At 41.4% G+C, this 18076-nt stretch carries 16 protein-coding genes; 8 read left to right on the forward strand and 8 right to left on the reverse strand.

Going from position 1 to position 18076, the window contains the following annotated elements; translation table 11 throughout:
* The first annotated feature begins 100 nt into the window (after positions 1-100).
* Positions 101-3592 carry a G8 domain-containing protein gene (locus RIC88_RS18575; protein WP_350219069.1) on the forward strand — a complete coding sequence of 1164 codons (3492 nt, stop codon included), beginning with the start codon at positions 101-103 and terminating at the stop codon, positions 3590-3592.
* An 81-nt stretch (positions 3593-3673) separates the two neighbouring features.
* Here the strand turns inward: RIC88_RS18575 and RIC88_RS18580 are convergent, their stop codons facing one another.
* Complete coding sequence (locus tag RIC88_RS18580; protein ID WP_350219070.1) at positions 3674-3901, reverse strand: hypothetical protein; 228 nt, start codon at positions 3899-3901, stop codon at positions 3674-3676.
* Positions 3902-4104: 203 nt separating this feature from the next.
* Between RIC88_RS18580 and RIC88_RS18585 the strand changes: the two genes are divergently transcribed.
* Positions 4105-4602 carry a hypothetical protein gene (locus RIC88_RS18585; protein WP_350219071.1) on the forward strand — a complete coding sequence of 166 codons (498 nt, stop codon included), beginning with the start codon at positions 4105-4107 and terminating at the stop codon, positions 4600-4602.
* A gap of 150 nt (positions 4603-4752) precedes the next feature.
* Here the strand turns inward: RIC88_RS18585 and RIC88_RS18590 are convergent, their stop codons facing one another.
* The 3 genes from RIC88_RS18590 to RIC88_RS18600 form a co-directional block, all read right to left on the reverse strand.
* Positions 4753-5562, reverse strand: a complete 810-nt coding sequence (locus RIC88_RS18590; RefSeq protein WP_350219072.1) for an anti-sigma factor — start codon at positions 5560-5562, stop codon at positions 4753-4755.
* Complete coding sequence (locus RIC88_RS18595; protein ID WP_350219073.1) at positions 5559-6113, reverse strand: RNA polymerase sigma factor; 555 nt, start codon at positions 6111-6113, stop codon at positions 5559-5561. Before RIC88_RS18595 ends, RIC88_RS18590 begins: the two co-directional genes overlap by 4 nt.
* Before the next feature lie 146 nt (positions 6114-6259).
* Positions 6260-7516: a DUF8457 domain-containing protein gene (locus tag RIC88_RS18600; protein ID WP_350219074.1), complete on the reverse strand. Its 1257-nt coding sequence runs from the start codon at positions 7514-7516 to the stop codon at positions 6260-6262.
* Between the two features lie 19 nt (positions 7517-7535).
* On the opposite strand from RIC88_RS18600, the gene RIC88_RS18605 reads away from it, so the two are divergent.
* The 6 genes from RIC88_RS18605 to chrA are packed head-to-tail and all read left to right on the forward strand — an operon-like array spanning position 7536 to position 13435.
* Positions 7536-7856: a 2Fe-2S iron-sulfur cluster-binding protein gene (locus tag RIC88_RS18605; RefSeq protein WP_350219075.1), complete on the forward strand. Its 321-nt coding sequence runs from the start codon at positions 7536-7538 to the stop codon at positions 7854-7856.
* Position 7857: 1 nt separating this feature from the next.
* A complete protein-coding gene (locus RIC88_RS18610) occupies positions 7858-8445 on the forward strand; it encodes a thymidine kinase (RefSeq protein ID WP_350219076.1) in 588 nt (195 codons plus the stop codon).
* Positions 8396-10558, forward strand: coding sequence for a type IX secretion system anionic LPS delivery protein PorZ (gene porZ, locus RIC88_RS18615; RefSeq protein WP_350219077.1), 2163 nt, complete (start codon positions 8396-8398; stop codon positions 10556-10558). Before RIC88_RS18610 ends, porZ begins: the two co-directional genes overlap by 50 nt.
* A complete protein-coding gene (gene recO / locus RIC88_RS18620) occupies positions 10558-11235 on the forward strand; it encodes a DNA repair protein RecO (RefSeq protein ID WP_350219078.1) in 678 nt (225 codons plus the stop codon). Before porZ ends, recO begins: the two co-directional genes overlap by 1 nt.
* Before the next feature lie 51 nt (positions 11236-11286).
* Complete coding sequence (locus RIC88_RS18625) at positions 11287-12249, forward strand: isopenicillin N synthase family dioxygenase (RefSeq protein WP_350219079.1); 963 nt, start codon at positions 11287-11289, stop codon at positions 12247-12249.
* 4 nt (positions 12250-12253) lie between these two features.
* Positions 12254-13435: a chromate efflux transporter gene (gene chrA, locus RIC88_RS18630; RefSeq protein WP_350219080.1), complete on the forward strand. Its 1182-nt coding sequence runs from the start codon at positions 12254-12256 to the stop codon at positions 13433-13435.
* 53 nt (positions 13436-13488) lie between these two features.
* On the opposite strand, the gene RIC88_RS18635 is transcribed toward chrA, so the two are convergent.
* The 4 genes from RIC88_RS18635 to uppS all read right to left on the reverse strand — a co-directional run bounded on the left by RIC88_RS18635 (position 13489) and on the right by uppS (position 18029).
* Positions 13489-14016, reverse strand: coding sequence for an OmpH/Skp family outer membrane protein (locus RIC88_RS18635; protein WP_350219081.1), 528 nt, complete (start codon positions 14014-14016; stop codon positions 13489-13491).
* Between the two features lie 69 nt (positions 14017-14085).
* A complete protein-coding gene (locus RIC88_RS18640) occupies positions 14086-14619 on the reverse strand; it encodes an OmpH/Skp family outer membrane protein (protein ID WP_350219082.1) in 534 nt (177 codons plus the stop codon).
* A 24-nt stretch (positions 14620-14643) separates the two neighbouring features.
* The gene (locus RIC88_RS18645) at positions 14644-17298 is read right to left on the reverse strand and encodes a BamA/OMP85 family outer membrane protein (protein WP_350219083.1); all 2655 of its coding nucleotides are present in this window, start codon (positions 17296-17298) and stop codon (positions 14644-14646) included.
* A complete protein-coding gene (gene uppS / locus RIC88_RS18650) occupies positions 17295-18029 on the reverse strand; it encodes an undecaprenyl pyrophosphate synthase (protein WP_350219084.1) in 735 nt (244 codons plus the stop codon). Before uppS ends, RIC88_RS18645 begins: the two co-directional genes overlap by 4 nt.
* Positions 18030-18076: the final 47 nt, after the last annotated feature.

The raw sequence follows: 18076 nt of genomic DNA on the forward strand, positions 1-18076 counted from the left end.
GCTGTTGAAGACTGGTTATTATCTGACTGTTAGATAATTAGGTTATATTTATTGTACTTTATCAAGTTTTGATTTCACAATACTTACCTGGTATACCTCAATGAAACTCACCATCTATGCGGTTCTTCTTGAGAAGAATTGCCGCACTACCCTAACAAGATTCCTAGCCTCAGCTATTTTGGTTCTGCTTGTGCCAGGTTTTATAGTTGCTCAAATTATTGCAAGGAATAATCCATCCAATCCGGTTTGGTCAGATCCCGATTCCTGGACTGGAAGCACTATTCCAGGACCTGGTGATGAGGTGGAAATCCCTGCCGAAGTGATTATTTATATTGATCAAGACGTAGAGGTAGAATCCATCATTGTACATGGTGAGCTAATTGCTAAGAATGATCAGGACATCTATTTGACTACCAATTATATTCTGGTATGGGGTGATGGAGCAAAGCTTATTTGGGGGACAGTGACTGATCCGTACACTGCCAAGGGGGTAATCACGCTTCGCGGAAATGACCCTGTACTTGATATTCACACTATCGGATCCAAGTTTATTGGTGCTATTGAAGAAGGGTCTATTATCATGCATGGGGAAGAAAGGCTTTCCTGGACACAACTATCGGCCACAGCAGATGCAGGATCAACGGATATTCAGGTGGTGGATGCCACCGATTGGAGAGTGGGAGATGAAATTATCATCGCTTCTACTGATTACAGTGCATTACAAGCTGAGATAAGGACCATTACGGAAGTAACCGGAGCAGGCAGAACAATTCACCTCGATGTGCCACTCGATACACTTCACTATGGTGAGATGCAGTATTATCATGGAGGCACTTTCGAACTAGACGAAAGAGCAGAGGTGGGCTTGCTTACACATAACATTCTTATCAGGGGAGAAGGAGCCGATGAACAGGGGTTTGGTGGCCACATTATAGTAAAGGATATGGGTTCCAGCGCTTATATCTCAGGGGTAGAGTTATATCATATGGGTCAAAAGGGGTTGCTGGGAAGATATCCTTTTCATTGGCACCATGCACATGACGTTACCGGGCAATATTTTAAAAATAGCAGTGTTCATCATTCTTTTAATCGGGTAATGACTGTTCATCATACTAGCAATGCACTCATCCAGGACATAGTGGCCTACGATCATATTGGCCATGGCTTTTTTATGGAAGCCGGAAGTGAGCGAGGCAATATATTCGATCACAACCTGGGCGTCCTCACACGAAAACCTGAATGGGATGAACGTGTGCAAAGACATGACCGGTTGGAAGATGATGATCATTCCAGGCACTTCCCTGCTACGTTTTGGATCACTAACCCGGACAATACGTTCATTAACAATGCAGCGGCTGGCTCGGAAGGCTCAGGCTTTTGGATGCTGGCTCTGGAATATGTAATTGGTGATCCAAGTTCCACTCTTGTTCCCGGAGATCTTCCAATTCGCGAATTTAGAAACAACAGAGGTCACTCCAATAATTTTACTAACCTGGCCATCGATGCAACGGTTTTTTGGGATGATGAAAATGGGAATGGTCAGGTAGATGTAGGTGAAGAATTTACCGGATACAAAGAATACAGACCGCCACTTCCACCAGGTACCACCCTCCTAGTAGAGGAGTTTACTTCATTTAAGGCTGGTTCTCGGGGCATTTGGACCCGGGCGGGTACCATGTATTTTGAAAATTGCAGGTTGGCAAACAGTCATTCCAATGCTTTTTTTTCATTCAATCAAATCTTGAGAAACTCGCTTATTGTTGGTCAATCTGCCAATGTAGGTGCGCCTAGAAAGAATCAGGAAGATATGTCGGTATCTTATTCACTACCTGTTTTAGAACTCGATCATACCGAAAGGAGGAATCTTTTGCATGGGCATATTCTTTACGACGGGCCATCTGGATTGGATAATGTACACTTTGCCGGCTTTGATAATGAGAATACGGTAGGCCTAGGCATCTTCGGAGCGCATCGAAAAAGCCCGGCTCATTGGTCGAGGGGGATCACGTGGGCGACCGGGACACCTCATGCTTCAAAAGTGGACTTTGATTTTTTTACTCATGTTGATCACAACTTCGCTTCAGGACTAATTGATTTTGATGGGTCGGTAACCGGAGTACCCAATTCCAGACTCGTGCCTCTTTTACAATGGAGCCAGGATTATGATGATGATCCGATGGCTATTAGAGACCAAGCATTTAATGCACAATTTGAATCTACGGATATGCTAGTAGCCGATTGGGATGCGGTAATCACACACGACCTGGATGTAGGCACCATGTTCATGAGACCTGATTGGGGAACGGCCGAGCGAACAGGAGTATACGGCACGCGATATCTCGGCATGCCTCAGGAATTTGAAAGAGACAATTACCCAGCAATGGTACTAGATGCTGGGAGAGATGATCACATCATGCAACCGGTGGTATTCACAAACAATGACATGGCCCAACGAACAGAAATGTATATCTGGCAGTTTCACAGAACGCCTCACCGAATGCCGTTTTATCTGCAATGGGCACGACAAGATCATCGGGTGATCTCGGCATTTACACACATGCCAAGTGAAGTGAATCTCGTTTATGAAGACGGAACCTCAGTTCCATATGCAACCGACATTTGGGACTTGGTGACCAATCCAGACGAACAGTATTTCATCCATGATAACATTCTTTACGTCCACCATAAAGCCACTGAGTATTTTGACGATGTGGATTTAAATGGATTAGACCATCAGTACAAAAGCCCAACTATGATGCTCTGTATGCCATCACACTGTACGTCTGGCTCTGGAGCAACAGATGAAGTGATCATTGCTGACTTTGAGACAGATGTATATGATAGAAGTACGCTTCGAGGTGAAGGCAAAGATACGCCTGAGCTTTATATAAGCGCTCGTGATCCAGGCTTTTGTAGTAGTACTCCCTGTGATAATCTAATTGGATTTAATCTGGTGACCGATGGGGATGCAACGGATGACTATGTGAGGTATACTACAGAACTCTACGAGCAGCCCTGGACACATTATAAATTTTTAAACCTTAAACTCGATGCACGTGCCGTAAATGTTATCCTGCAATCTGCCGTTGCTGAGATTGATTTGGGAACATATATACCTGTTGGGGGTGTGGTGTCCATTTCAATTCATGAATTACCCAAAGAAGATAGAGATATGATCACCGGTTTAGAATTGCGTTTTTATGAGTCTTCCTTGTCTTTTGCGCCGGCGGTAGATGAATATGAAGTTAAAATCAATGAAATTTCACTTTCAATTTTTGATCTTTATGGTGCAACAACCCCGGTAGTGTTAGGTGTGCATAACCCGTATCGGGGAGCTAATCGGCTTAGCATATTTCCTAATCCCAGTGAGGGTTGGTTTACGCTCACTGCGGATTTGTCAAAAAGAGGCCCGGTCGAGATAAATATCTATACCCTAGATGGACGTATCTTGTATAGTAAAAAAGCAAATGCTGTTGATGGCAAATGGTCACATGTCCTTTCAACGAAGGAACTTGCCTTGGAACAAGGCATTTATCAGGTAGTAGTAAGCAATGAGAAGCAGCAATTTTCGGGTCTGGTGGTGATCAAGTAAAAGGTAGTTATCGAGTGACAGCAGTATGCGAATGGTTATTGAGTCTTATTTTGGAATGTAAGAAAAGGGTCATTCCAATTTTCAGTAAAGCTGACTTATCTTACTAATGCTATGGAAGTAAAAGTCATTCATCGAAATTCTGGCCGGGCCTGCGAGTGTTGTAGCTCCTGGCTGAAGCACTGGGAACGCATCACCAAAGAGGATGTAGGGATATGCCGAACAAAAAGCTGCACCAATCCGGCCAAAGTAGGAGCTCATGTAAAGCGTAAAGCCGGGGACAACAGTTGGCGTATCGTACCACTGTGCCATGACTGCAACAAAAAATCTGACTGGATCACGTTGAATAAGAATACGAAAAGTGTGTCCGCTGAGCAAGGGTCTTGTCAGTAATGGTTTCAAAGACTTCACCTAAGGCTGAATAAACATATGACATTATTTATTATTTCTGGAGAATGTAGCTGTCAATAAATATGTACTTATTTACTAATTTCAGTCACATAAACTTTAATAAAATGAAAAAGATTCTGATTGCATCTCTGGTGCTATTTTGTTCGTACACTTCCCTTGCTCAAAACATGGTGGAGTTCAAAGTTGTAACCATTATTGAATCCATAGTCCCCGGTGGTCTTGGAAGGTCTCGAATCATAGAAACAGGTACTGAATTGAATGTAGATGATTACGCTGCAGATAGAACAGATGGTAAGAAAAGTAACATGGACTCTGATAGGAAGGACATTAAAGTAGACGAATTTAATGAAGCTTTACTCTTGAATTTTTACAGTCTTACAGGGATTAATTTTCAAAACATTGCTTCCAATGATGCCTTGATCACCTCCAAAATCAATAATCTTACAAAGTTAGGATGGGAGTTGGCATTTGTTGCCAGTGGAGTTGAAAGTGATGCAGGGACTAGCAAGGGTTTAGGAGGAGGACAAAGTGACGGGGATGGAATTTTTATCACCCGATTGTTTTTTAAAAGAATTATATCAACGGAATCTTCAGATAATTAACATTTAAAGAACTAGCATTGACCGGGATGAACTGTTGTTAATCGCTTTTGCAAAATCTCTAAGAGGGTTACTTTTAGTACCCTCTCTTTACGAATTCGTAGGGTTCCACTTTGACTAGGAATAGAAAACTGTCTTCAATTAAATGCCTGTCTAAACATTTCCCACCACCTGCATGGTCTCAAGCGATGGGTTTTCGCTACCACCACGAGGCTCAATGGTCACTGCGAAGGCTGCTGCTCCGGAAGTGATGTTTTTCATCTGTACCAAGAAGTTGCCGTTGTTTGGATCAAAGACCCCTGCATCCACGGGCTTACCATCAATTATGGCCCAAAGCTGGTATTGCTGATCTTGTGAAAGTTCTTTAAGGTTTTGAATACTTAAGTAAACATCTGCTGTTGCCTCGTTCCAGTATACGGTTGCTTGAGCCTCCGGTGAGTTGTCAGTTCCTGCCATCACCACTCGCTTGTAGGCTGTGTTGTTCATGATGGCAACAGCATCCTGGATATTATCCAGTTGCTGGTTCACCTGGTTATAATTTTCAGCAAACTGGGCATTTTGTGCTATTAAATCCGACAACCTACTTTCAGCACTTTGCCATTTCTTCCAGTAAGTAAAAGCCATCACCGCAGAACCAAGTGCTATAATTACTGAGGCTGCAGCAGCAAACTTCAGAATACCAAAGCTTCTATCAGGCTGCATTGGTACTACCGGTGTTTCTTTTTCTTTCTGTTTCTCAGCTCCACTTATTTTTTGCATTAGAGAGTCCTTGACTTCAGTCGGAGGTTTTATTGCGGTAGCAAATGCAAGTGTCTCCATAGAAAGCTCAATCTTGTTGAGCTCCTCCCTGATCTCAGGGTGCTTAGCGGCAGCCTGCTCCACCTCTGTGCGCTCAGCTTGCGAAAGCTGATCCATCACATAGGCTTCCAGTATGCCTGACGATATGTATTCTTCTATGTTCACTCTACTTGCAATACTTTTCTCATATTCTTCAACCCCATTCTCAGGCGTGTTTTTACCGTGCCGAGTGGAATATCAAATTCATCCGAAATTTCTGATTGGGTATAGCCTTTAAAATACACCATCTCTAAGATGAATTTTTCTTCATCCCGGAGGCTGGTAAGCGTCTCTTTCAAGCCAATGCCATCGACATTTAGGTGGTTTAATTTCGATCGCTCAATACCAGTTACGTAGGTTTCTATATTATCGGTTTTCCCAACCTTCTTCATTTCTTTCGATCGCAATTTATCGATCGCCAGATTACGGCTAATATTCACCATCCAGGTAAAGAATCGGCCTTTTGAAGCATCGTACTGTTCTATTTTATCCCAAAATTTCATAAAGGCATCCTGAAGCACTTCCTGTGCCACGTCTTCATCATTGACTATTCGGGAGATCGAACCATATATAGCTGCTGAATAATTTTCGTACAGATAGCTAAATGCGTCTGCCTGTTTTGCTCTTAGGCGTGTGACCAATTGGTCCTGATCTATTTGTTGGTTAGGCAAACTCATGTGCAAGGTTAAAAATAAAGGATAATTCTCGTCTTACTTTTCCCTAACTGGAATTATGTTCAATTGTTCTTTTTTTGAGGTGGTATAGCTTTTAAGAGTGTCACGGGAAGGGGCCGCTTGACTCCCTCAAAGTAAATGGGATCAAGTTACCTAAACCTTCTAAACAGCACCTTCAAAAACTCCTTTACTTCATCAGACTGCATGTCCCAGTCATTGTGCTTGGCATATCCCTGTACCAGAAATTCTACGGATTCATCGAAAGAATCAAATTCTTCCAGCTCGTAGAGGGCGTTTTCAAACTCGTTCTTATCGTTTAGGAAGAGTTCTTTGATGAACATATACCGATGATTGAGTGAGATCAATTCAAGGATACCACCTTCCTTAGAAGATTTTTCGTGATGCTCCGCCAGCGTTTCCTCTTCTTTTTCAAATTGCTTATTGATGGTTTCTTCCGGAAAATCATCTTCCCGATCATCGTCTTCCAGCATTACCGGAGTTCGCACTTCTTTTTTTGGTTCTTCCTCTTCTTCAGGCTCTGGTTCTTCAGGGCTTTCATCTTTAGCTTCCTCTTTCTCCTCTACCATGGTTTCAGCAGTATCGGAAGTATGATCATCCTGAATGTCTTCTTCAGCCATTGCTTCATCATCGGTGTTTATTTCTACACCTTCACTTTCTAACTGAACATCTGGAGCGGTGGTCTTTGTGGATTTTTTTTCTTCAACCAAATCCTCCTCTCCAGGAGCAAAAAGATCATCGTCATCGTCAAACTCATCCATTTCAGGATCGTCTGAGAAAACTTTTTCAAAAGTGATTTCCAATACCTGAGAGAGCAAAGCACACTCTTCGTTCACAGCTTCCGTGGTATCAAAATCGTCAAATTCTTCAGGGAGCTCATCGATCACGTCATCTATAGTAAGCCCTTTCATATCCGAAAGGAAGTTTTGTATTTCCTTTTTGTGGATTTTCAGGTATTTGACCGTACCCTCAACCGATTTCTCTTTGATGGTCTCTACACCGCGACTATCTAAGTCTATTTCCACATAGGCCTGTGGCATGGCTGCCAAATAAATAGTGTCTTTCACAGCATGATTGAGCAGTGTTTCAAATTTTTCCTGGTTGATTTCAATATGTTGAGACAGCACGTTCATGAACTGGATCATGGCTTGTCGCACCTCCTCATGTTTGTAATTGAAGAAAGGGCTTTCAAGTTTTTTTGTTTCCTCCTGCCAATACCTGAATAGCAACTTGATAACAAAGAAATTGACTTGCTTGGATGGTGTAGCCTTTAAGATTTCCTTTCCGGTAATAACCTCTTTCCCACCTTTGAAAAAATCGGCAGTTACTTTGGAAGCAAATTTCTCACAATAACCGTCTATAAAGTCTTCGTTTAGTTTCTTTTGCATTCTTGAAATTTGATAACGTATGCCAACAGTCGTAATAGCCAACCTACAAAGTAAATCTATTCATTGTGAGGATAAAAGGGAAAGTTTGCTTGATATTTTGCTATCTGCAACAGACTGGATGCATGCGTGTGGAGCTAAGGGAAGATGCACTACTTGTAAAGGTAGAATTCTTCATGGAATGGATAATCTCACGCTTCGTACTCGGCCTGAAGAGCAATATGCTAAATTGAATAAATTGCGGGACGATGAACGTTTGACTTGCCAGGCGCAAGTTATCGGAGATGTTACCTTAGAAGTGCCAAAGGAGACGCAATTGCCACATTTGACCTATTCAGAATAGAATGTTTGTAGAACCACATATTGGAAAAGGAACCTTACGCCGGGGAGGATGGATTGAGGTCGTATGCGGGTCCATGTTTTCCGGTAAAACAGAAGAATTGATTAGAAGGTTGAACCGGGCGATGCTTGCGAATCAGCATGTGGAGATTTTTAAGCCTGCAGTGGATAAGCGCTATGATAAGGTGAAAATTGTTTCACATAAAGATTCTTCAATTCCTTCTACCCCTGTAAATTTTGCGAATGACATTTTGTTAAGATCAGGAAACTGTGAGGTGGTAGGAATAGATGAGGCACAGTTTTTTGATGAAGAAATAGTGAAGGTGGCGAATGATTTAGCTAATCAGGGGAAAAGAGTGATTGTTGCCGGTCTTGATATGGATTTTAAGGGTAAACCTTTTAAACCGATGGATGCTTTGATGTCAATAGCGGAATACATTACTAAAGTTCATGCTGTTTGTATGAAGTGTGGAAATGTCGCATCTTACTCGCACCGACGTACTAAATCCAAGCAAACAATAGTTTTAGGAGAAAAGGATATTTATGAAGCGCTTTGCAGATCTTGCTTCTTTGAGGCAATGGGTACTAAGTAGCCTGATCCTGACATTGTCTGGAAGTCTCTTGGCACAGGACATTGCTATGGGGACCTGGCGTACCCATTTTAGCTATAGAAATGCAAAGCATTTGGCCGTCACGCCGGAGAAAATCTTTTGTGCTGCGGAAAATGGTTTTTTCTCCCGGGAGTTAAGTACCGGAGAGACCAGAAAACTATCTAAGATTGATGGACTTTCTGATGTTGGTATTTCCGCTCTGGCATACAATGAAAGTGCAAATGTTTTAGTTATTGGTTATCGTTCAGGTTTCATCGACTTTGTTTTTGAAGATCGAATTCTGTCTATTTCCGATTTGGCCACCAGCGATCTGGATATCAACAAAACCATCAATGATATTGCGTTTGGAACTAGCAAAACATATCTGGCCACAGATGTGGGAATCATAGTTGTGAACACAGCAGAAGCTGAGGTTAGTGATAACTTTGTTCAAATAGGAAGTGGTGGTAATCAGGTAGAAATTTCACAGATTCTTCTCGGAAATGAATCGCTCATTGTCAGAACGAGTGAAGGCATACAGTCCGGTGACTTTAATCGAAACCTACTTGATTTCAATAATTGGAACCGGTATGCTGGGAGTTCAGGATATGAAAACCTGACTTTAGTGAATAATGATATCTATGCTACATCAGGGACTGACCTATTAAATCTGAGTTCAACATGGAATGATACAGGGGTTGATTTACCATCAGGAACAAGTGGACTTTTTGCGGTGGGCGAAGTACTGATGACAATTGATGATTCAGGGGTAGTCTTCAGTTTCAATGGTGCTGTCTTCGAGCCGGTTTTTTCAACAACTGCATCAAATGCTAATGACATTGCGAAATCAGGAGATCAATTTTTCTTTGCTGACGGTATTCAAGGCTTGATTGATCAGGCCGGAAATGCTTTGTCCCCTGACGGGCCACTGGAGGATGATTTTTCAAACTTCCGCGTTATTCAAAATTCCCTCTACGGATTTCATGCTCCCTCTCCATTCTCCTATACTGGATCCACACAGAAACCATCTTTTTCAGTTTTTTCGGGAGGGGTATGGGAAGACAGAAGTATTGCAAATTTCACAAATGTCTCAGATGTCGCCAGATTCAATGGCAACTTTTACTTTGGCTCAATTGGAGATGGAATTTATGATGAACTGAAAAACACAATAATTCAGAATATTGGTGTGAGCGAATACGACACCATGATTACGGCACTTGCCGGAGGCGATAAGTTGTGGGTTTCTTCCTTTGGGAATCAGAGCCCTATACATCTTATGGATCAAGATGGTGAGTGGAGCTCATTTACCAGTGCACAATTATTTGATGATGAGTTTTTGACCATCGATCTTTCTGATCTTGGGGTTGGGTGGTTAGGGTCATCGTCTGGCACCATCACCGTTTTGGAGCCTGAAGAAATTAATGCAGACATCATCAGCACTTCTGATGGTTTGCCTTCTACATTTATTGATATTGACATCAGCATAGAAGACAATGCATGGGTGGCAACTTCAAGAGGACCAGCGCAATTTTTAAGTGCCTCATTCATTTTTGACGCTTCAGATGCTATACTCCCCATATTTGAAAACAGGGTACTCTTTGAAGGTGAACAGATTAATGCCGTAATGACTGATGGTGGAAACCGGATATGGTTTGGGACCAATAATGGTATCTGGATTTATGATGAAAACACCACCAATCAAGTCGCGGTTTTTAATACAGCCAATAGCCCGCTACCATCAGACACAATTATCCAGATGGAGTATAATGGCAGCAACGGAGAGGTATTTATTCAGACATATAGAGGAATGGTTTCTTTTCGCAGCTCATCATCTAACGGTAGCAGAGTACATAGAAATGTGAACATTTTCCCCAATCCTGTGCGACCGGAATATAGTGGGTTAGTGGGACTAACGGGCCTTGCGAGAAATGTGAGTGTAAAAGTGACAGATGTGAGTGGAAATTTGGTTACAGAACTTGAAGCAAATGGAGGGTCTGCTTCATGGGATTTGATGAACCAAAGAGGAGGTAAGGTTGCTACAGGTATTTACTTGTTTTTTAGCTCTTCCAGAGATGGTGTGGACACGTATGTTGGTAAAATTGCTGTAGTTCGCTGATGATAGTAAAATCGAAAGGGATCGTTCTCAGCTACATCAAGTATGGTGATACATCAATAATTGTAAGGGTTTTTACCGAAGAAAACGGCTATGGGTCTTACATTGTCAATTCAATCAGAAGTCAGAAGACAAAGAAAAGTATAGGTCACTTTCAGCCATTTTCAATTCTTGATTTGGTATTGTACGTGAAGGAGTCTCGGGACTTGCAACGCATTTCTGAGTTTAAAAGTCACTATCCACTTCATCACTTACATCATGATCCAATGAAGAGTGCCATCACGCTTTTTTTAAGTGAAGTGTTTTCAAAATTGCTGCAATCCGAACAGTCGCCAAACCCTCAGCTTTTTACCTTTGCTGAGGAGTCAATAAAAGCATTTGATGGCCTGAAAGAAAATGCGGCCAATTTTCACTTGCAATTCTTATTGAAGATAGGTCCGTTTCTTGGCTATGCTATTGATGAGATAGATAGGATGTATAGCTCAACAGATCGTTTAGCTCCATCATCGGATGAATTTCACCGGATGGAAAAATTGATGAATGAGCCATATGGCATCTCTTTGGGGATGTCAAGAAGTTCAAGAAATGAGGTGCTTGATGAGATACTTAATTACTATCAACATCATGCGCATATTGCAAAACCAAAATCTTTGGAAGTATTAAGAAGTATTTTGAATTGATTTTCAGTTCATTTTATTCTGAATTAAATTGTAGATACTAACCAACCTTATATGGCAGAGATATTATATGATAAAGTTCCCTCGCTTGATCTGGCGGATTTTACAAGCGGGACACCAGATCAGAAAAGGGATTTTGTAAAAACCCTTGGCAAGGCATATACAAATATTGGTTTTGTATCTATCAAAAATCATGGGCTGTCAGATGATCTCACCAAAAACTTATATCAGGCTGTTGAGAAATTTTTCCGTCTTCCGGATGAAGTAAAAAAGAAATATGAAAAGGAAGAGCTGGCCGGGCAGAGAGGCTATATCAGTAAAGGGCGAGAGAAGGCTAAGGGTAGAAATACGGGGGACTTAAAAGAATTTTTTCATGTGGGTCAGCCACCTCAAAACCAGCGACCAGATTATCCCGATAATATTTGGCCGAGCGAAGTGCCAGAATTAGAAAAATATACATCGGAAGCTTACCTGACCTTGCTACAGGCAGGTGTGCAGATGTTGAGGGCAATCGCACTTTTCCTGGAACTACCGGAAAACTATTTTGACGATAAAGTGAGAGCGGGGAATAGCATTCTTCGTCCCATCCACTATTTCCCTATTGAAGATCCGGATTCGCTTCCTCCGGATGCAGTAAGAGCTGCAGAGCACGGTGACATCAATTTGATTACCCTTTTGATGGGAGCCAGTGCTGATGGACTGCAAGTGCTTAGGAGAGATGGTAAATGGATTCCGATTACCGCACTCCCGGATCAAATCGTTGTGAATGTAGGAGATATGCTGGAGCGTCACACTAATGGCAAACTTAAGTCCACGATTCATCGTGTGGTGAATCCGCCTAGAGAGCTGATGCACACCTCCAGATTCTCCATTCCATTCTTTATGCATCCGGTCTCTGAAATGGACCTTTCTTGCTTAGAGAGTTGCATAACAGAAGAACAACCAAAATCTTTTGAAGATATTACTGCCGGGGAATTCTTAGATGAAAGGCTAAGGGAAATAGGACTGAAGTCTTAAGCCAATGTCCATTAGGCGTGTAAGAAATATCATCTTTCTAAAGGATGTCTCTGTCTTATCCCTCACCGCATTTGGCGGTCCTCAGGGTCATTTCGGAATGTTTTTGGATTTGCTAGTTGGCAAGCGAGCTTACCTAACAGAGGAAGACCTTATCGAATTGTATGCACTTTGTCAGATTCTTCCTGGGCCTACTTCGACCCAAACTATAACTGCCCTAGGTTTTAAAATTGGCGGTCCAAATCTCGCATATCTCACACTTCTGGTTTGGATGTTCCCGGCTTTTTGTATCATGACCGCACTTGCCATATTGGTTACCACGGCTCAAGACCTGGATTTTTCGCTTGATTTTTTAAGATTTATCGAGCCGATTGCGGTGGGAATAGTGGCCTATTCATCTTACAGGATATCTGTCACGGTTGTAAACACCAAGATTGGGGTTGGATTAATGATCCTGTCAGCTTTTGCCTCTTTTGCATTTAAATCTCCATATGCTTTTCCAGCGCTAATAATATTTGGTGGCCTGGCTACAACATGGAAGTATAAAAGGCAGCCGATAGAAGAAAAGGAACGCATAAAAATCAAATGGGCAAACCTAATATTATGGATTTCGGTACTAGTCTTTGCTGCGATTTTAGGGGGTGTCACACAATATCAGCCCATTAAATTATTTGAGAACTTTTACCGTAATGGAAGTATGATTTTTGGTGGTGGCCAGGTGCTGGTACCATTGCTTTATACGGAGTTTGTGGAGTTTAAAGAATACCTGACCTCACAAGAGTTTATATCTGGTTATGGGTTTGTACAGGCTATTCCCGGCCCAACTTTCTCCTTTAGTGCGTACGTTGGTGCATTGAGTGCCAGGGAATTTGGAGTTGGGGGACAAATTTTAGGAGCAAGTATGGCTAGCGCAGGTATTTTTCTCCCGGGGACATTTTTGATATTCTTCGTTATCCGATTCTGGGAGCAACTCAAAAAATATCGTTTGGTCAAAGCCTCCCTGGAGGGGATTACTGCCGTGAGTGCAGGGATGGTGATCGCTGCAGCTTTTTTGTTGTTTATGCCAATGGAGCAAAAAGCGATCAATTTTATTCTTCTTTTTGGCACATTAGGGATGATGCACTTTACTAAAATTCCAACACCACTCATTATTTTAGGTGGGCTTGTGTTTGGAATAGTGATCGCATAAAAAAACCCTTCCGGATGAACCGAAAGGGTTAAATCAATAATTTATGTCAGCCTTTAATTGCCGGCTGGCGGATCAATTCCTAATTTTTTCAATACAAGATTGGTTACATTGTCTTCTTCACGTGCGTAAAGAAGGATGCTTTGGCCACTTGCAGTCATATTAAATACGTGCGTGTATCCATTCTCTTTAGAAATCTGCTCGATAGCCGTTCCGATTTTTTCGAAAGCGGGCTGCAACAGTTGGTTTCTTTTCTGTACCATTCTGTTTTGTGCATCTGCTTCAAATTCCTGAATGGAAGTTTGCATTTCAATGATCTCACTTTCGATATCTATGCGTACATCTTCTGAATAGGTTTGAGCATTTTTCTGGTAATCCGCAACTTTCGTTTGATAATCCTTGTATTTGGCCTCAAGACGAGTAGATAGCTGCTTGTCATAAGCTGCCAGCTCACTTTCAATTTGTTTTGCTTCAGGCATCAGGCTCAACACATATTCTACGTTAGTGTAGCCTATTTTTAACTGCGCCATCACCCCAAATCCAATTACAGCAAGGGCAGTACTTAATAAAATTCTAGCTTTCATATCAATTAACTTTTCGTTTTATGGTTTGGGCTGTTGCCCGTTGGTTCAATTAGATTACAATTTTTGTGCTTAATTATTTCCCACACTTTGATTTTCTACCAATCCAAGGTCTTCTAATACAAAATCAGTGTAATCATGGATAGGATCAGTATATATCATCACCAAATCTCCTGATTTATCAAAAACAATTTGCAGTCGGTTATTTTTAGCGACCCTTTCAACGGCTTCAAATACCTGATCTTGCACTGGCTTTACCAGTTCTTTCTTCTTAAGGAAGTAAAGGCCATCAAAACCAAAAATCGATTGCTGGTACTCTTTTACTTCCTGCCACTTTCTCTCAATCTCAGCATTTCGTTCTTCCCACATTTCCTTGGTCAAAAGCACCTCTTCAGCCTTTAACTCCACTTCCATGGCTTCTACTTGCTGATAGAGTTGCTGGATTTCTACTTCCCAGCCCTTGGCAAGCTTTTCAATCTCCGCCTGAGCATCTTTATACTCTGGCATTTTTTCTAAAATATATTGGGTATCCACATACCCAAATTTTTGCGCAAATGTAACTGTGCTTAAAATCAGACCAAATAACAACAGCGATATCTTTTTCATGGTATTATAGTTTAGACACTATTATTAGCGAATCTGTTGGCCAATAGAGAAGTGGAACTGCGGACCGGCATTTTCAAGCGTTCCCGGCACCCGATCAAATCCATATGCCCAGTCAATTCCCATTAATCCAAACGCTGGCATAAAGATTCTAAGGCCTATACCTGCAGATTTTTTTATGTTGTATGGGTTAAACTCAGCAAATCGATCCCAGTTATTGCCCCCTTCAACAAATGTAAGTGCATAGATTGTAGCAGATTGAGCCAATGAAATTGGGTATCTGATCTCCATTACATACTTATTGAATAAGGTACCTCCTTCGATGTTGTTTTCCTGATCGAACGGAGTAATTGAGTTATTTGGATACCCTCTTAAACCAACAACATCAGTTCCGAGCAAGAAGTTTTGACCAGTCAAACCGTCACCCCCAAGCTGGAATCTTTCGAATGGACCAACTCCCGTTTTGCTGGTATATGTGCCCAAGTACCCAAAGTGAGCTCTGGCAGAAAGAACCAGTTTGCCGGTTAAGGTTAGGAAGTACTTACTATCAAAGTTCCACTTGTGATACTCCAGCCATTTATATCGATCCTCCGGAGCTGCATTTTCATAATCTAGATTTCTCCACAACGAGTAAGGAGGGGTGAATGATGCACTCAATGAGACACTTGATCCATTTCGCGGATACATTGGCTGGTTAATAGAGTTCCTCGCAAATGTTGTATTGAATGTAAAACTGTTTGCATCTCCTGTCTGGAAGCCTAAGGCTCTGCTTTGGAATTGGAAAAGATCATAGCGCTGATAGGATATTCCTGTGCTTACTGTAAAGAAATCATCCGGCCATTTTACCCTTCTTCCAAGTGATGCCGAAATCCCAGTCACTTTAAGCCATCCCACAGTTCTATCTATCCGTCTATCAATGGATCTTTGGATTGATTTACTGAAGCTCAATCCAAACGAATTCGGCTTTCTACCCCCAAGCCACGGCTCAACAAAACTAAATGAGTAGCTTTGAAAAGCTCTTCCGTTTGCCTGAAAGCGGAGTGAAAGACTCTGTCCGTCACCTACTGGCAAACCTCTCCAGTGTTCTGGTTTAGTAATATTCCTAACAGAAAAATTATTAAAAGTAAGTCCAAAAGTACCGACAAAGCCAAAGGCTCCACCCCATCCTCCAGAAAGCTCAATCTGGTCGTTTGACCTTTCCACCAACTGCCATTCGATATCAACCGTTTCATTAACGGGATCGGGAACTGGCACGGGGTTTACCTGTTCGGGATCAAAGTATCCCAGTTGTGAGAGCTCTCGTTGTGTTCTTATTAATTCTGCACGGCTAAATTTATCTCCCGGTTGTGTCCTTAGCTCACGCAAAATCACATGGTCATTGGTTTTGTCATTCCCACTTATTATTACTTTATCAATGGTGGCCTGGGCACCTTCATAAATCCTCATCTCAAGGTCTATTGAGTCCTGAGCAACTCCGATCTCAACTGGTGTGATGCTAAAAAACAAATAACCATCATCCATGTAAAGTGAGCTGATGTCTGCCCCGGTTGGATTGAAATTTAGCTTTTTGTTAACCAGGTCTAGATCGTAAACATCACCCTTTTTTATACCCAAAATCCTTTGAAGTTGCTCATCGGTATAAATAAAGTTCCCACTCCATGATATATCCCTGAAATAATATTTATCTCCTTCATCAACCGATACATTAATACTCATGTACTTATTAGAGATGTCATATGTGGTGTCAGCCACGATTTCAGCATCCCTATATCCTTTTGAATTGTAAAAACCAATCAGTAGGTCTTTGTCGGCTTCATAGTCTTCTTTTACAAATTTGGAAGACTTGAAGAAATTTAGGTTTACATGAGTAGCCATATATTCCCTAAATTCTTCCTTTGATACTTTTTCTGATCCTTTGATGAAGGTAATGAGGTTTGGAGGCCACATCAATTTCGCTGTATTTTCAATTATTTCGGTTGGTAGCGAGAACTTAGGAACCATCCCTGTGCTTTTAAACTTTGATCTAAGCTTTGCAGAGGTAAATTGTTCGTTACCTTCAAAACGGATATTTCTAATTTTTACCTTTTGACCCTGATCAATAACAATTTTTAAGTAGGCGCTATTTCTTAATATAGTGTCATTTTGCTGAAATACTCTTACATCAGCATTCAAAAAGCCCTTGCTTTCCATATACCTTTTGACAGCAAGCTCAGTGTTTTTAATTACCACATCGGTGAGCACTTTACCTTTTATTAACCCGATTTTATCCTCTATTTCGCCTTGCTTGGTTTTGTTCACACCTTCAATGATGTATTTTGTTAGTCTTGGTCGCTCAGTAAGTTCTATCACTAACCAAACTTTATCATCCTCAACTTTCGAAGCGTATATAGAAACGTTTCCTATGATTCCCTGATTCCAAAGCTTTTTAATTGCAGTGGTGATTTCATCGCCAGGCACTTTTATTTTGTCCCCGACCCGAAGACCGGAGAGAGAGATTAACGCATTGTTGTCCAGAAATTGGACGCCTCGCACCTCAATGTCGGCAATTTCATATTCCTTAGGACTGGAATAGTTGATTGAAACCCCATTGCCAGCATTATTTGGGTTTCTACCAAAAACCACCTGTGCATGTGTCTCGCAAAATGCTGCCAGGGTTAAAACTATAATTAGTATTTTCTTCATGCTTTCACTTGATCGCTCGTCTTTCCAAATCTTCTTTCCCTTCGTTGATAGGAAATTAATGCTTCGTATAAATCTTTCTTTCTAAAATCAGGCCACAGTACCTCTGTAAAATGTAATTCCGTGTAAGCCATCTGCCACAATAAAAAATTGCTAATCCTCATTTCACCACTTGTTCTTATTAACAAGTCCGGATTAGGAATACCTACAGTTGATAGATGACTATCTATATCAAAAGGTTCGATTTCAGTCTTGCCTTTTTCTAACAACGCATTCATTGCCTGAACTAAATCCCATTTCCCACTATAATTAAGTGCCAATACCAACGTCATTCCAGTATTTGTATGCGTCAGCTCAATGGCTTCTTTTAGTTTTGTCTGCGCTTTTTCGGGCAATGCAGATGTATCTCCTATGGTTGTCAGTTTAATATTATTCTTTTGAAGTGTAGGCAACTCATCTTTTATTGTATTGACTAAAAGATTCATAAGTCCATCTACTTCATACTTGGGTCTCTCCCAGTTCTCAGTTGAGAATGCATAAAGAGTAAGAAAACCAACTCCTAATTCGGCAGACCCTTCTGTTACGTTCCTTACTGCCTCTATAGCATTCTGGTGGCCAAAAATTCGTTTGACTCCTTGCTTCTGCGCCCACCGGCCATTCCCGTCCATTATCACTGCGATATGTTCCGGGATATTAGTACTTGATATTTGGTTTTTCAGTTCCTCCAACTCCATTTTCAAAAAGGCTACAAAAATGGGCTTTTTTTTACTTAAAGGGAATG

Origin of the sequence: Ekhidna sp. (assembly GCF_040220215.1) — a bacterium.
In the GTDB taxonomy this organism is placed as follows: Bacteria; Bacteroidota; Bacteroidia; order Cytophagales; family Cyclobacteriaceae; genus Ekhidna.

What these genes read in the sequence shown, in the direction of transcription:
- RIC88_RS18575 (WP_350219069.1), top strand. Translation starts at nt 101, where the DNA reads ATGAAACTCACCATCTATGCGGTTCTTCTTGAGAAGAATTGCCGCACT.
- RIC88_RS18580 (WP_350219070.1), bottom strand. Translation starts at nt 3,901, where the DNA reads ATGGCACAGTGGTACGATACGCCAACTGTTGTCCCCGGCTTTACGCTT.
- RIC88_RS18585 (WP_350219071.1), top strand. Translation starts at nt 4,105, where the DNA reads ATGAAAAAGATTCTGATTGCATCTCTGGTGCTATTTTGTTCGTACACT.
- RIC88_RS18595 (WP_350219073.1), bottom strand. Translation starts at nt 6,113, where the DNA reads ATGAGTTTGCCTAACCAACAAATAGATCAGGACCAATTGGTCACACGC.
- RIC88_RS18600 (WP_350219074.1), bottom strand. Translation starts at nt 7,516, where the DNA reads ATGCAAAAGAAACTAAACGAAGACTTTATAGACGGTTATTGTGAGAAA.
- RIC88_RS18605 (WP_350219075.1), top strand. Translation starts at nt 7,536, where the DNA reads ATGCCAACAGTCGTAATAGCCAACCTACAAAGTAAATCTATTCATTGT.
- RIC88_RS18610 (WP_350219076.1), top strand. Translation starts at nt 7,858, where the DNA reads ATGTTTGTAGAACCACATATTGGAAAAGGAACCTTACGCCGGGGAGGA.
- porZ (WP_350219077.1), top strand. Translation starts at nt 8,396, where the DNA reads ATGAAGCGCTTTGCAGATCTTGCTTCTTTGAGGCAATGGGTACTAAGT.
- recO (WP_350219078.1), top strand. Translation starts at nt 10,558, where the DNA reads ATGATAGTAAAATCGAAAGGGATCGTTCTCAGCTACATCAAGTATGGT.
- RIC88_RS18625 (WP_350219079.1), top strand. Translation starts at nt 11,287, where the DNA reads ATGGCAGAGATATTATATGATAAAGTTCCCTCGCTTGATCTGGCGGAT.
- chrA (WP_350219080.1), top strand. Translation starts at nt 12,254, where the DNA reads ATGTCCATTAGGCGTGTAAGAAATATCATCTTTCTAAAGGATGTCTCT.
- RIC88_RS18635 (WP_350219081.1), bottom strand. Translation starts at nt 14,016, where the DNA reads ATGAAAGCTAGAATTTTATTAAGTACTGCCCTTGCTGTAATTGGATTT.
- RIC88_RS18640 (WP_350219082.1), bottom strand. Translation starts at nt 14,619, where the DNA reads ATGAAAAAGATATCGCTGTTGTTATTTGGTCTGATTTTAAGCACAGTT.
- RIC88_RS18645 (WP_350219083.1), bottom strand. Translation starts at nt 17,298, where the DNA reads ATGAAGAAAATACTAATTATAGTTTTAACCCTGGCAGCATTTTGCGAG.
- uppS (WP_350219084.1), bottom strand. Translation starts at nt 18,029, where the DNA reads ATGGAGTTGGAGGAACTGAAAAACCAAATATCAAGTACTAATATCCCG.